The organism is Faecalimonas hominis, assembly GCF_054660755.1.
The window spans coordinates 1-14,015 of sequence record NZ_BAAHSH010000022.1 but is presented as its reverse complement, the minus strand read 5'-3'; the positions used below and the strand labels follow the sequence as shown (position 1 = coordinate 14,015).

The 14,015-nt window shown below is 44.1% G+C and carries 14 protein-coding genes; 8 read left to right on the top strand and 6 right to left on the bottom strand.

Annotation, left to right across the window (positions count from 1 at the left end; translation table 11 throughout):
• Positions 1-237 precede the first annotated feature (237 nt).
• Positions 238-438: a hypothetical protein gene (locus ACYQ35_RS02860; protein WP_182448827.1), complete on the top strand. Its 201-nt coding sequence runs from the start codon at positions 238-240 to the stop codon at positions 436-438.
• 128 nt (positions 439-566) lie between these two features.
• Here the strand turns inward: ACYQ35_RS02860 and ACYQ35_RS02855 are convergent, their stop codons facing one another.
• From ACYQ35_RS02855 to ACYQ35_RS02845, 3 genes are read right to left on the bottom strand one after another with little or no spacing between them, the layout of a single operon-like run.
• The gene (locus tag ACYQ35_RS02855; RefSeq protein ID WP_024738642.1) at positions 567-1,310 is read right to left on the bottom strand and encodes a DUF6882 domain-containing protein; all 744 of its coding nucleotides are present in this window, start codon (positions 1,308-1,310) and stop codon (positions 567-569) included.
• Positions 1,311-1,337: 27 nt separating this feature from the next.
• Positions 1,338-2,138: a helix-turn-helix domain-containing protein gene (locus ACYQ35_RS02850; RefSeq protein ID WP_024738641.1), complete on the bottom strand. Its 801-nt coding sequence runs from the start codon at positions 2,136-2,138 to the stop codon at positions 1,338-1,340.
• A gap of 34 nt (positions 2,139-2,172) precedes the next feature.
• The gene (locus tag ACYQ35_RS02845) at positions 2,173-2,460 is read right to left on the bottom strand and encodes a hypothetical protein (RefSeq protein WP_024738640.1); all 288 of its coding nucleotides are present in this window, start codon (positions 2,458-2,460) and stop codon (positions 2,173-2,175) included.
• 340 nt (positions 2,461-2,800) lie between these two features.
• On the opposite strand from ACYQ35_RS02845, the gene ACYQ35_RS02840 reads away from it, so the two are divergent.
• From ACYQ35_RS02840 to ACYQ35_RS02820, 5 genes are all read left to right on the top strand, one after another.
• Positions 2,801-3,214 carry a cysteine-rich VLP domain-containing protein gene (locus ACYQ35_RS02840; RefSeq protein ID WP_024738639.1) on the top strand — a complete coding sequence of 138 codons (414 nt, stop codon included), beginning with the start codon at positions 2,801-2,803 and terminating at the stop codon, positions 3,212-3,214.
• 111 nt (positions 3,215-3,325) lie between these two features.
• The gene (locus tag ACYQ35_RS02835; protein ID WP_024738638.1) at positions 3,326-3,721 is read left to right on the top strand and encodes a replication initiator protein A; all 396 of its coding nucleotides are present in this window, start codon (positions 3,326-3,328) and stop codon (positions 3,719-3,721) included.
• 184 nt (positions 3,722-3,905) lie between these two features.
• The gene (mobV, locus tag ACYQ35_RS02830; RefSeq protein WP_024738637.1) at positions 3,906-4,850 is read left to right on the top strand and encodes a MobV family relaxase; all 945 of its coding nucleotides are present in this window, start codon (positions 3,906-3,908) and stop codon (positions 4,848-4,850) included.
• Positions 4,834-5,049 carry a hypothetical protein gene (locus ACYQ35_RS02825; RefSeq protein WP_024738636.1) on the top strand — a complete coding sequence of 72 codons (216 nt, stop codon included), beginning with the start codon at positions 4,834-4,836 and terminating at the stop codon, positions 5,047-5,049. The genes mobV and ACYQ35_RS02825 overlap by 17 nt, the downstream gene beginning before the upstream one ends.
• Before the next feature lie 94 nt (positions 5,050-5,143).
• Positions 5,144-6,655: a recombinase family protein gene (locus tag ACYQ35_RS02820; protein ID WP_227127884.1), complete on the top strand. Its 1,512-nt coding sequence runs from the start codon at positions 5,144-5,146 to the stop codon at positions 6,653-6,655.
• Positions 6,656-6,976: 321 nt separating this feature from the next.
• Here the strand turns inward: ACYQ35_RS02820 and ACYQ35_RS02815 are convergent, their stop codons facing one another.
• Entirely contained in the window at positions 6,977-8,578 is a 1,602-nt protein-coding gene (locus ACYQ35_RS02815) for a hypothetical protein (RefSeq protein WP_009757418.1), read from the bottom strand.
• A 110-nt stretch (positions 8,579-8,688) separates the two neighbouring features.
• Positions 8,689-10,761 carry an elongation factor G gene (locus tag ACYQ35_RS02810; RefSeq protein ID WP_459830044.1) on the bottom strand — a complete coding sequence of 691 codons (2,073 nt, stop codon included), beginning with the start codon at positions 10,759-10,761 and terminating at the stop codon, positions 8,689-8,691.
• Between the two features lie 241 nt (positions 10,762-11,002).
• On the opposite strand from ACYQ35_RS02810, the gene ACYQ35_RS02805 reads away from it, so the two are divergent.
• Positions 11,003-12,103, top strand: coding sequence for a prephenate dehydrogenase/arogenate dehydrogenase family protein (locus tag ACYQ35_RS02805; protein ID WP_459830040.1), 1,101 nt, complete (start codon positions 11,003-11,005; stop codon positions 12,101-12,103).
• 13 nt (positions 12,104-12,116) lie between these two features.
• On the top strand, positions 12,117-13,412 hold the full coding sequence (aroA, locus tag ACYQ35_RS02800; RefSeq protein ID WP_459830036.1) for a 3-phosphoshikimate 1-carboxyvinyltransferase: 1,296 nt from the start codon (positions 12,117-12,119) through the stop codon (positions 13,410-13,412).
• On the opposite strand, the gene ACYQ35_RS02795 is transcribed toward aroA, so the two are convergent.
• The gene (locus tag ACYQ35_RS02795) at positions 13,370-13,846 is read right to left on the bottom strand and encodes a hypothetical protein (protein WP_459830028.1); all 477 of its coding nucleotides are present in this window, start codon (positions 13,844-13,846) and stop codon (positions 13,370-13,372) included. The two genes, aroA and ACYQ35_RS02795, sit on opposite strands and share 43 nt — an antisense overlap.
• Positions 13,847-14,015: the final 169 nt, after the last annotated feature.

Sequence of the window (14,015 nt, the reverse complement as noted above, 5' to 3'; positions counted from 1 at the left end):
GATACTTACAATTCCATTTAGGTCAGTTTACAAGGAACTACACGCAGACCACGAAACGGGGGCTGCTGACAACAAATAAAGGCTGAGTATCAAGCACCGGGAAAGTGCGGGATATTCAGCCTGTTTTGTTGTCCGGGGTTTCCAAAGGGGCACCCTTTGGCACACGACTTTGCTTGCAAAGTGTAGTGTGTTATACGCTCTGTCGGCGTTGCTGCGAAAATGCGGTTGCCAACCGGGATGGCAAGAGCATTTGAAGCAGCAAGAAAACAAGGCTGTGATTGTGTGGCGTGGAGCCGCAAGCGCAGGGGTGGTTTCATCAGCAGACAGGGCGTATATGAAAGCCCCCGTCCCTCGTCCTATGCCGGACTTCGGGACAAAATGTCCCGAACTTGTGGACACACTCACGAAAAAGCAGACAGATTTTTCTCTCAAAATTGAAATGGGCGGGAAGCCATTTTAGGGCTTTCCCGCCTTGATTGCCCATCAGCAAAGGCGGGCGGGGCTGTCAATGGCGGCGCATAAAATGTGCCGTTCATCTTGACCGTTGACTGGCTCGACTGGATTTGCTATTTTCCAGATAAAATGGTATTCATAGCGCAAATACGCCAAAAATCATTTACTTGTTCAAACTCAATTTTCAAATCTTGCTGAAAATGAGCGAGTAATGTTTGATTGTCCCATTCATATTTCGTATTGTTCCACGAGAGAAATCCCTCCACAAAAATTTTGTGATCAATATGAAATTGTTGAATACATTGCGTCGTTATAGATACGAATTTTTGAACATCGACGGAGGCAAACACACTATCAGGAACACCTGAAAATGCAACAAAAATTGCTCCACCAGAATGTGGACCTCTGTAATAACAATACTTATCAACTAAGCCGCAAGTTACGATAGACAGGTTATGCCCGTTGAATGTATCGTCCAATGTAAATTCTGCTGTCGTTAGTGGCTCTAAATTCCAGCGTTCCCCCACTACTTTTGCGTGTGTGGCTACCTGAATAATTTTCTCGGAAAATCCATTGATATTTTCCCACCCCCACAGCCATGTGTTACTTGATGTTGCTTCGCTTCCGATGAATTGAAGCGGATACTTTTGATTTCCAAAAAGTATTACGCCCTCTGAAAAATCAACATTCCAGTCCTGCCCCTTTACCACCTGCTCACTACAAGCAGTCTGTATTGCTATCATTTTACCTAAGCAAGCTGAAAACACTTGAAACCAATTTCCTGTATCAATATTGAGATGCTCAATCCAAATATTTTTTCTGTTATCCTGTTTTCTGTCTTTGCCCCAAAATCTCATCTGTATTTCCTCCGTAATATATTTCTTTTATTTCCTCCCCCGCTGCGGGTTCGGATTTTTCAGCAAGTCAGACTTCTGTGCAATCTTTTTCAGCCACTTCTTTTCTTCCTCGGACAGCTTTTTCAAATTCAGCTTGAGCCGCTTACAGATAAACGCCAAAGACGCTTGTTCTGGGTCGCCGTCCTCGCTGGCGACTTCGTCTGCGGTCTGTAAAAAATCTTCCAGCGGGTTGTCCTCCGGGACGCTGAAAAAATCGTCCTTATGTGCTTCCCGCAGGTCAAGAGCTATCTTGTTTATATCCTGCTGTATCACATAGCGGCAAAAACTGTCATCATCAATATGGGCGGCGATAAGCTGTCTTAACTGCGGGTCGGACAAGCCGGGATTGTGCTGCTTCATAATGGTTGCGCTCACAGCGTCTACGATGGCGTTTGCACTCTGCACTTGTTTGCCAGCAATACCGTTCACATAGATTTCAAGGTCAGCCATCAGCCGGGGAAAATCCGGGTGTACCGCCAGTTCACACAAGAGGGAATTATCCACCCGCCCGCTTTTCAATAGTTCAATCATATCATCACTCAAACGCAGGTCTGCAAGATCGGCGTTTGGGTGATTTCTTGTTTGGGACAGCCCCAGCAGATAATCGGCGGTCACGCCGTAAAACTTCGCCAGCTTGATAATGGCATAGTGGCTGATGTCCTTGAAGTCCTTTGCTTCATAACTGCCCAGCGCAGACTTGGAGAGATTTACCTGTTCTTCAAGCTGCTCCAGCGTCAGCCCACGCTCCACACGCAGGTCTTTCAATCGTTCTTGTATGGATAGTTCCATGCTCTCCCTCCTTGTCTACTTAATATATGACGACTTAACTTCCTAAACAGTTTATAATTTCTTCTATTTCCATACAAGCATCCTCAACCCTGATTGCTGTTTCCTCGCTAAAGAAGCGGCTTCCTCCCGCTAATTGGTCAATCAAGCTAATTAACACTTCAACATCACAATTCAAAATAAATCCCTGTGCTCTCCACTTTGGCATTTCAATAAGGATTTGATTTTTAATTTCTAAATATTTCGTTTCGTCAAAAGTATTTTCACATCTTAATTTTACCAGAAAACTATCTTCTGCATTTATTAAATCACTTAATTTTGACATAGAGCCCTCCCTAAACGAAAATGGCATTCTGTTTTTTCCATTTTACCATAATTCCGAGAGCGTGGAAATAGAGAGTTTTCCGGGCTGATTTCCGACCTTATGGATATACGGGGCGGGCGGTCTTTTAGGTGTAGACTTAAGGTAGTTCATCGATGAGCTGCACCTTGAAAACAGAATGACCGTCCGAAAAGGAATACCCCGGCAGGGGAAGCACCGCAACGAGCCACTTCGGGACAAAATGTCCCGAAGTCCGGGGAGCATGCCAACGCCGGAACACGCCGCAGGAATGGGGCAGGAAGCCTTTTCGGGGAGAACGGCAAAGGAAAAATGGAGGGAACACATGAGAGAGAACCCATATAAACGACTGCCGCCCATAGAGCGCAAGCCGGACGGCTCCCTTTACCGCATGACACCAGCACAGAGGAAACAGGCAAACGCCCTGATCCGCCGGAAGTGCTGCTGTTATGAGGACGGGAACTGTATGCTCCTTGACGATGGGGACACCCACACCTGCCCCCAGACCATTTCTTTCTCGGTCTGCTGTAAGTGGTTCCGCTGGTCGGTCTTGCCGCAAATCGGAATGCTGGAAGCAGAGATTTTCCGGGATAAGGAGCTAAAACGCTGTGCGGTCTGCGGCAGAGTGTTCGTCCCAAAGTCCAACCGGGCGAAATACTGTCCCGACTGCGCCGCCAGAGTTCACAGGCGGCAGAAAACAGAAAGTGAACGGAAAAGGAGGTCTACTGTGGACAGTTAGGGGCTGAAAGGTCCTTGATTTACAAGGCTTTGCAAGCACAGAACAGGGGCCGGCAATAGAAACTACCGTCTGCCCCCGGAAACAGTCTTCTAACCGTCCACAAAACACGATATGACAAACACCATTTATATCCATCAGCCGGAAAAGGCGGTCAGCTTTACCCGGCTCCCGAATTTTCTCTTTGAAGCCCCTACATTCACACCCCTGTCCAACGAAGCAAAGATACTGTACGCCTTTATCCTGCGCCGGACAGAGCTATCCCGCAAGAACGGCTGGGCTGACGAGTACGGACGCATTTACCTGTACTATCCCATCTGCGAAGTAGTTGGTCTGCTCCACTGTGGGCGACAGAAAGCGGTCAATACCCTACGGGAATTGCAGTATGCGGAGTTGATTGAGATTAAGAAGCAGGGCTGTGGAAAACCCAACTGTATTTACCCAAAATCCTATGAAGCGGTTTCAAACACCGACTTCAAGAAATCCCGTTTTGGTACGCCGGAGGGCTGAAAACCGCACTCATAGAGTACGATAATCAATCCTCTTGAAGTACGAAAACCGGACGGTATATAGAAATACAGAGATTAAAACGATTTTATTTATATCTATTCCATTCCAATCCTATCAGAGCTATTTCCGGCGGAATTTTCCTGTGGAAAAGTCCCGGATAGGAAAAGAATGGGGAAAGGAGTTTATGGCACAGCACGCAATCTTGCGGTTTGAGAAACACAAGGGCAACCCGGCAAGGCCGCTGGAAGCCCACCACGAACGGCAAAAGGAGCAATACGCCAGCAACCCCGACATTGACACCAGCCGGAGCAAATACAACTTCCATATCGTCAAGCCAGAGGGACGCTACTACCACTTCATTCAGAGCCGGATTGAACAGGCGGGGTGCCGGACCCGCAAGGACAGCACACGGTTTGTCGATACGCTGATTACCGCCAGCCCGGAGTTTTTCAAGGGGAAATCCCCAAAGGAGATACAGGCGTTTTTCCAGAGGGCGGCTGATTTCCTCATTGACCGGGTAGGGCAGGACAATATCGTGTCTGCTGTGGTACACATGGACGAGAAAACGCCCCACCTGCATTTGACCTTTGTCCCGCTGACAGAGGACAACCGCCTGTGTGCAAAGGAGATTATAGGGAACAGAGCCAACCTCACAAAATGGCAGGACGATTTTCACGCTTATATGGTGGAGAAATATCCCGACTTGGAGCGTGGGGAAAGTGCCAGCAAGACAGGCAGGAAGCATATCCCCACCCGTCTGTTCAAGCAGGCGGTCAATCTCTCCAAACAGGCAAGAGCCATTGAAGCCACGCTGGGCGATATTACCCCGTTCAACGCCGGAAAGAAGAAAGAAGAAGCCCTCGCTATGCTGAAAAAGTGGTTTCCGCAGATGGAGAACTTCTCCGGGCAGTTGAAAAAATACAAGGTCACAATCAATGACCTGTTGGCGGAAAATGAAAAGCTGGAAGCAAGGGCAAAAGCCGGTGAAAAAGGCAAGATGAAAGATACGATGGAAAGGGCAAAGCTGAAAAGCGAACTGGACAATTTACAGCGGCTGGTTGACCGTATCCCGCCGGATATACTGGCGGAACTGAAACGGCAGAAGCGGCAGCATGGAAAGGAAAGGTGATTTTATAAGTACCACTATCAGATACAAAAAGGAAACGGAAGTCGTGACTTTTCAAGGCAGGGAAATCACGCTGGAAAATCTCTCCCCGGTGTTCACGCCGGAACAGGAAGCGGTCAAACGCCGGGAACTGGAGCAGCAGCTTTATGAGGTGTTCCGCAAATATGCCGATAAGCGGCAGAAAGAGGAAGCCGGGGCATAAGGTTTTCCAAAGCCATCGTTGATTTGCGGGGCTGCTGGCGGTATAATAAAGCTGTCAGCAGCTCCGTTTCTTTTTTAAGAAAAGGAGCGACAATATGAATAATCGAATAGACGCAATCTATGCAAGACAATCGGTGGACAAAAAGGACAGCATTTCCATTGAAAGCCAGATTGAATTTTGCAAATACGAGTTGAAAGGCGGTAACTGCAAGGAATACACAGACAAGGGGTACAGCGGCAAGAACACAGACCGTCCGAAGTTTCAAGAACTGGTGCGGGACATCAAGCGGGGCTTAATTGCAAAGGTCGTGGTTTACAAGCTCGACCGTATCAGCCGTTCCATTCTGGACTTTGCCAATATGATGGAACTGTTCCAACAGTACAATGTAGAGTTTGTGTCCTCTACGGAAAAGTTTGATACCTCCACCCCGATGGGGAGGGCTATGCTGAATATCTGTATCGTGTTCGCCCAGCTTGAAAGGGAAACGATACAGAAGCGGGTGACGGACGCTTATTATTCCCGCAGCCAGCGAGGGTTTAAGATGGGTGGAAAAGCCCCTTACGGCTTCCATACAGAGCCAATCAAGATGGACGGTATCAACACAAAGAAGCTGGTGGTAAACCCAGACGAAGCGGCAAATATCCGGCTGATGTTCGAGATGTACGCCCAGCCCACAACCTCCTACGGGGACATTACCCGGTACTTTGCCGAACAGGGAATTTTATTCAACGGCAAGGAACTAATACGCCCCACGCTGGCGCAGATGTTACGCAATCCTGTCTATGTGCAGGCAGACCTTGATGTGTACGAATTTTTCAAAAGTCAAGGGACAATCATTGTCAATGACGCTGCCGACTTTACGGGGACAAACGGCTGTTATCTGTATCAGGGACGGGATGTGAAGCCCAGCAAGAAAAACGACTTGAAAGACCAAATGCTGGTGCTGGCTCCCCATGAGGGCATTGTCCCGGCGGATATATGGCTGGCCTGCCGCAAGAAGCTGATGAACAACATGAAAATCCAGTCCGCCCGGAAAGCCACCCATACATGGCTGGCGGGAAAAATCAAGTGCGGAAACTGCGGGTATGCCCTTATGAGCATTAACAATCCTGTGGGAAAGCAATATCTCCGCTGCACAAAGCGGCTGGACAATAAAAGCTGTGCCGGGTGCGGGAAAATCATCACTTCGGAGCTGGAAGCGGTTGTTTATCAGCAGATGGTGAAGAAGCTGGCAAGCTACAAAACGCTGACGGGCAGAAAAAAAGCGGCAAAGGCAAACCCGAAAATCGCCGCCCTGCAAGTGGAGCTTGCCCATGTGGACGGCGAGATTGAAAAACTGGTGGACAATCTGACGGGCGCAAACAATGTGCTGCTCTCCTATGTGAATGTGAAGATAGCGGAACTGGACGGACGCAAGCAGGAACTTCTGGCGAGGATAGCGGAGTTGACGGTGGAAGCCATCAGCCCGGAACAGGTCAATCAGATTTCCGGCTACCTCGACACATGGGACAATGTATCCTTTGACGACAAGCGGCGGGTGGTGGATTTGATGATTACCACCGTTGCCGCTACAAGCGACAGCTTGAACATCACATGGAAAATCTGACGGGCGGAACCCCTCCCGTCAGATACCTACCCTGTGTAGTCCCTTGTAAACTGTACTTTTGTATGTGATAAACTATTACTATCCATCTGGATACCTCCTTTGTTTATTAATGCGGTTGGCGAATCTTGCATTAATTATAACACTGGAGGTTTTTTACTGTAAGCTGAAGCACCTCTATCTCACCTGCATAGCAGGTGGTTTATTTGTTTTCCAAAGTTCCGTTTTTCGGATCAGCGAAAAACTCCACAATGGCAAACAGGGCTTTACCCTAACAAATAAAAGAGGAAAATGATTTTTCACTCATTTTCCTCTTTTTATGTCCTATTTCATTGATAAAACGGTATTGGCGTTCTTTCCTTTTGTATATTCTATTGTAACGTTCTGTCCAACCTCATACTTAATCACATCTATAAAGTCTACAACAGATACATCGAATATTTCATTGTTGCCTTCTAACATAATATAGAAGTGGGAATTTCCTTCGATAACGCCCTGCGCAATCTTACTGATTTTACCGCTTACCGTCTGCACTTCACTTGTCTTTTCTTCCTCTTTGACAACTCCGTCTGTCACTAGCAACTGATTATACTGCTTTTCACAGCCACTGACCGTATCGCCGATTGCTACTAACTGATACTTCTGCACATTTACCATCGCATATTTCTTGACAAGTCCGGCGTCATCTTTCAATGCGATAAAATAGGTCGGCTCCCCTGAAATGTTTAACAGCAATGGGAACGTTGCCTTATATTTTAAATGCTGCACCTGTCCTTCTGCCGACGACATGGCTGATTTCTCCGTCGCACCTTCAATCGGATAGAATTTTGTCTCCATTGTGCGCTGATTCATCAATACAAATCCAACGTTAGATTCATCTCCACTTACCGATGTCACACCTGTATATACCCACACATCGTCATCAATGGCAAGATAATTGTATCCGTCTGTTGTTTTCAGACAGTCTTTCTGTCCGAGTATACTGTTAAAATATCCGTGTTTCAAAGAACCGTAGTAGTCATACAACTGTACAAGTAAATCCGCGGAATATGCTCTGTCAATCCACGATGGCGCTTCATCAATGGCGTAATCTTTTGTCTCACCCGTAACCGCATTACATAAAACAACTCTTCCAATTGTCTCGCCGCCAAATAATCCGATATTGAACTTCTTCACCGGACAAACCCAATATGGTGTTCCGTCATCGTCTGTCTCAAAACTTAAGTCATTGAAAATATATGTCGGATATTTGAAACGGAGATGTCTGTAAATATTGCGGTTGAAATGCTCGCTTGTCGTGTACTTCATTCCCTCTTTCAATTTAACCAGTTCTGTTGTCTGATTTGCCATATCAATTCGTACATATGCCGGAATCCCCTCCGAACGGTTTGTAAACCACTTAATGATATTGGCATACTTAAGCGGTGACACTCTTACCGGTCTGTCATTATAGTTAATCTGTGTATAGATATCATCTATCTCAAACTGAGAAACCATATCTACCATGCTTCCCATTTTACGGTTTCCCAACAGCGAAGCGGATTCCTTATCCAACAGTGGAATCTGGTCAAAAGACAATTCTTCAATGTCTTTTGTAAATTCTCCCTCTTCCACTTTCAGAAGATTTCTATACTTCTTCGCATTAATGATTGGTGAAGATAACAATGTCCCCACAGCATAAATAACGACAACCGCCACTCCCAAAGTAATCAGCGTCCTCATTCCCTTCGAGGACTTTACTTCTTCTTTCGTGCGGATTTTTTTCTTCCAGCCGTACCATACAATTAACAGTACCATGAGTATAATCAAAAATACCCAAAAGTCTTTGGAGTGAATATTAATTGCCGGCAAAGTAACATAATAATATATTCCCGCAACAATCAAAAATGCAATCACTCCTATGATTTTCATTTTCATATTTTTCATAACTTCCTCCTGTGAAAAGTAATTAGGCTCATTGTATCACTCTTCCCAAAATTGTCAAGCATTCTGCACGGAAAAAGGATTGCCGTTTCATGCAGCAATCCTTTTCTCTCTTATTCCTCTGAACGATTTGCAATTTCTTTTTCCTGCACATCTGAAGGTGCCTGTTCATAGCGAACAAATTCATATGAATATGTGCCTCGTCCTCCCGTCATGGAGCGAAGTGCCGTACAATAACCAAATACACATGTCATTGGAATATCTGCTTCTATTTCCTGTTTTCCCTTTGGAAGCGGTGTCATGCCAAGCACACGTCCTCTTCTCTTATTCAAATCTCCCATAACATCTCCCGTATATTCATCAGGAACAACTACTTTAATATTTGCAATTGGCTCCAACAGTACCGGAGAAGCTTCCATAATACCTTTCTTAAACGCCTGCATTGTTGCGGTCTTAAATGCCATTTCCGAAGAGTCTACAGGGTGGTATGAACCGTCATATAAAGTTGCCTTAACTCCCACAACAGGATAGTTTGCGAGAGGTCCCTTAAGTACAGATTCCTGAAGTCCTTTTTCAACTGCAGGAAAATAGTTCTTTGGAACTGCTCCGCCGACTACTGTCTCTTCAAAAACGTACGGTGTTTCCAAATCTCCCGACGGCTCAAATTTCATCTTAACATGACCGTACTGTCCGTGTCCGCCCGACTGTTTCTTGTATTTTGTATCTACATCGGAAGTTTTACGGATTGTTTCTCTAAACGCAACCTTCGGTCTTTCCAATTCCACGTCAACTTTATATCGTGATGCCAGTTTACTCACAATCACTTCCAAATGCTGTTCACCCATTCCATATAGCAATGTCTGATGGTTCTCACTGTCATTTACCACTTTCATTGTCATATCTTCCGCCATCATTTTTGCAAGTCCCTGAGATACTTTATCTTCATCACCTTTTGTTTTCACTACGTATTTCATATATGTATACGGTGTAGAATATTCTGTCTTTCCATATAAAACAGGTGTGTTTTTTGTAGAAAGGGTATCTCCTGTTTTCGTTGCAGTTAATTTTGCAATCGCACCGATATCCCCCGCGTGCAGTTCGGATACTTCAATCGGTTTATTTCCGTTCATCACATATAATTTGCCCGGTTTTTCTTCCGTATCTGACTCTGCATTGTATAAAACATCATCACCTTTTAATACGCCCGAGCATACTTTTACAAAAGAATATTTACCGATAAACGGATCTACCATTGTTTTAAATACATAGGCTGTTTTTGCTTTGGAGAAGTTGTAATTCGCCTCAAAAATCTCATTTGTTTTCCGATTAAATCCCGCGCATTCTCTCTTGTCAGGACTTGGGAAGAAACGAACAATATCAGATAAAAGGTTTGCAGCGCCCTGCGCTTCAATATTCGAGCCCATAGCCACAGGTACAATACTTCCGTCCATTACTTCTGTACGCATGGCAGAACGAATCTCCTCAATTGAAAATTCTTCTCCGGCAAAATATCTCTCCATAAAGTCTTCACTCGTCTCCGCTACCGCTTCCATTAAGGCATCTCTCAAAATCTGCAGGTTTGGAAGACAATATTCAGGAATCTCACATTCTTCTCTCTGTCCGATACCTGTATACCTTCTTCCGGCATTCTTGATAACGTTTACATATCCAACCAGTTTTTCATTTTCACGAATCGGCTGAAAATGAGGCGCAATCACTTTGCCATATCTGTCTGTCAACTGTTTTACCACTTCTCGGAAACTTGCATCGTCAACGTCCATTTCCGTAACATATACCATACGCGGCAAACTATACTTATCGCATAACTCCCATGCTTTTTCCGTACCTACTTCCACACCTGCTTTTCCTGAAACAACAATAACAGCCGCATCTGCTGCACTTACCGCTTCTTCCACTTCGCCTACAAAGTCAAAATATCCCGGTGTGTCAAGAATGTTAATTTTTGCTTTTTCCCATTCAATAGGAGTCAATGTCGTGCTGATTGAGAATTCGCGCTTCTGCTCTTCTTTATCAAAATCACTGATTGTATTGTGATCACTGATTTTTCCCATTCGATTAACCGCTCCCGATACATAAGCCATTGCTTCCACTAAACTTGTTTTTCCGCTTCCGCCATGTCCTAAAAGGACTACATTTCTAATCTCGTCTGTTCTGTAAACTTTCATTGTTGGTGCCTCCTTATTTTTCTAGTTCTAATGTATATATTGTACTAAATTTATTGTCTTTTTACAACTCTTTTATATATTTTATACAATATTTTTACATATGTTAATTTGAACCTGTGCGTCTGAACTGTCACATCTCTTACCTCTTTACTTTTTCACTTTAAATCATCATAGCGTTGACATATTTCTTTAAATCAATTAAAATATAAAGAACTAATTTTAATAAGAAAGGATTTTGTCCATGAATATACCGGAAAAAGTCGGATTTATCGGCTTGGGGCTTATCGGCGGTTCAATCGCCAAAGCCATTCGCCTTTACTATCCCGACACAAAAATTATCGCTTTTGATAAGAGCAGAGAAACACTTGCGCTCGCCATGAGCGAGTCCATTATCGATGTTTCCTGCAATACCATAGATAACAACTTTGCAAACTGCTCCTACATCTTTTTGTGTACGCCTGTCGCCTTTAATAACGCCTATTTAAAACAGATTCAGCCTCTGCTTCACGATGACTGTATTCTGACAGATGTGGGCAGTGTCAAGACCTCCATTCACGAGGAGATCGTGTCACTTGGGTTGGAGAAATATTTTATCGGAGGGCACCCAATGGCAGGCTCAGAAAAATCAGGTTTTTCAAACTCTAAGGCAATTTTAATTGAGAATGCCTACTATATTCTCACTCCCTCGGCTGCCGTTTCCGGAGAAAAAGTGCTGCAATACACTGCTTTTATTCAGTCATTAAAGGCACTTCCCGTAGAAATGGATTATCAGGAACATGATTATATTACAGGTGCCATAAGCCACCTTCCCCATATTATCGCATCTGTTCTTGTGGACTTTGTCAGGAACTCGGATACAGAGGAAGAATTTATGAAACGGCTCGCTGCAGGCGGATTTAAAGACATCACCCGCATAGCATCTTCCTCTCCCATCATGTGGCAGCATATATGCACACAGAATAGCAAAAATATTTCATATATTCTCGAAAAATATATAGACGCCCTGCAGGAAATAAAATGCTCCGTTGAGCAGAAAGAAGAAGAGCCATTATATGATTTATTTCTCCGGGCAAAAAACTACCGCGATTCCGTTCCTGAACATTCAGCCGGACCGATCAAGAAAGTTTTCGCCATCTATTGTGATATTTTAGATGAGACAGGGGGAATCGCCACCGTTGCCACTATTTTGGCGTCAAACCATATCAGTTTGAAAAATATCGGTATCGTACATAACCGGGAATTTGAGGAGGGGATTCTCCGAATTGAATTTTATGATGAGTCTTCCTCTTTAAAAGCAGTAAAACTTTTGGAAAAACACAGATATACAGTATATAAACGTTAGGAAAGGGTTAGATATGATTATTAGAAAAACAAAGGGACTTCGAGGAGTTATAAGTATTCCGGGAGATAAGTCTGTCTCCCACCGCGCCGTTATGTTTGGTTCGCTTGCCGGCGGCACAACTGAAATTACTAATTTTTTACAGGGCGCTGACTGTCTTGCCACAATCAACTGTTTTAGAGAAATGGGCATTGAGATTGAAAACTCTCCGGAGAAGATTTTGATTCACGGCAAAGGGCTTCACGGTCTCCATGTGCCGCAAACTATATTGAATACAGAAAACAGCGGTACAACAACACGCCTTCTATCAGGTATTCTTGCCGGTCAGACGTTTGAAAGCACACTGTCCGGCGATGCATCTTTAAATACACGGCCGATGGGGCGAATTATAAAACCGCTTTCTCTTATGGGCGGAAAAATAAAAAGCATACATGGAAATAACTGCGCCCCGTTACATATATCACCGTCCGCATTACACGGTATCCACTATCATTCAAAGGTGGCTTCCGCACAGGTCAAATCCGCTATCTTACTTGCCGGGCTTTATGCTGACGGAATAACTTCCGTGACAGAGCCTGTCTTATCCCGAAATCATACCGAGTTAATGTTGGCGGGATTCGGTGGAAAATTGCGCAGTTTCACTCAGCCTGACACAAATTTACCAACTGTTTCCGTTGAGCCTGAGCCTAAACTGGAGGGACAAAAAATTGTCATACCGGGAGACATTTCCTCCGCTGCATATTTTATTGCAGCAGGACTTCTGATTCCTGACTCTGAAATACTTATTCAAAACGTAGGAATCAATCCAACCCGCGCCGGCATTTTAACCGTATGTCAGAATATGGGTGGCGATATTACATTTTTAAATGAAAAAACAGTGGGTGGTGAGCCTGTCGCTGATTTGCTTGTAAAGACAAGTAATCTGCACGGAACGGTTATTGAAGGTTCCATTATACCGACTTTGATTGATGAAATACCGATTATCGCTGTTCTCGCTTCTTTTGCTGACGGAACTACCGTTATCAGAAATGCCGAAGAATTGAAAGTAAAAGAGACAGATAGAATTGAAACAGTAAGTGAAAATCTAAAACAAATGGGGGGAGATGTCATTCCTACAGAAGACGGAATGATTATTACCGGAAAAGGATATTTGTCCGGTGCTAAAATAGACAGTTTTCTCGACCATAGAATTGCAATGGCTTTCTCCATCGCAGGTCTCGCTGCTGATGGAGAAACAGAAATAATAAACAGCCATTGCATTGATGTATCTTATCCTACATTTTTTGAAACATTGGAATCTCTATTTCTATAGAGAGGATATAATATCATTCTTAAAGTACTGTTCCCCGCCTGCTTTTTTGCAGGCCCGTGGGACGGTCTTTTTTTTGTTTCCAACTCCTCTTCATCAAAAGCACAATGTTTTCCTTCCAAAGTCAGTGTCCCATACTGTTCCAGATTATAACTTGCCGGTTCATATGTCGGATCTAATGCTAATGCTGCACGAAAATGTTTCATTGCAGATACATGTTGATCTGTCATCTCTAAAATTGCTCCATATAAATTATGTGGCTGCGCCGCATCTGGATATTTCTCCATTGCCAATGCTGCCATCTTTTCAGCTTTTATAAAATCATGTTGAGAACAGCATTGTTTTACATCGAAACATAATTGTCTTAATTCTCTTTCTTCCATTATTTCTTTTGTATTTATCATCTGTTCTTTCATTGTATTCATTCCCTTTCTCATTACAATATCTCTTATAGACTCCCTTTGTCTATATTTGTATTGTAGCAGATTGGGTGTTAAATGGGTTTTAAAGTAAACCCGCATAGAATTAAAGAGAAATTAAAATTTACTCTTCCCCGCTTTCTTCCACATTCAGCATGCGATATCCTACTGGTGTTAGAATATAAAT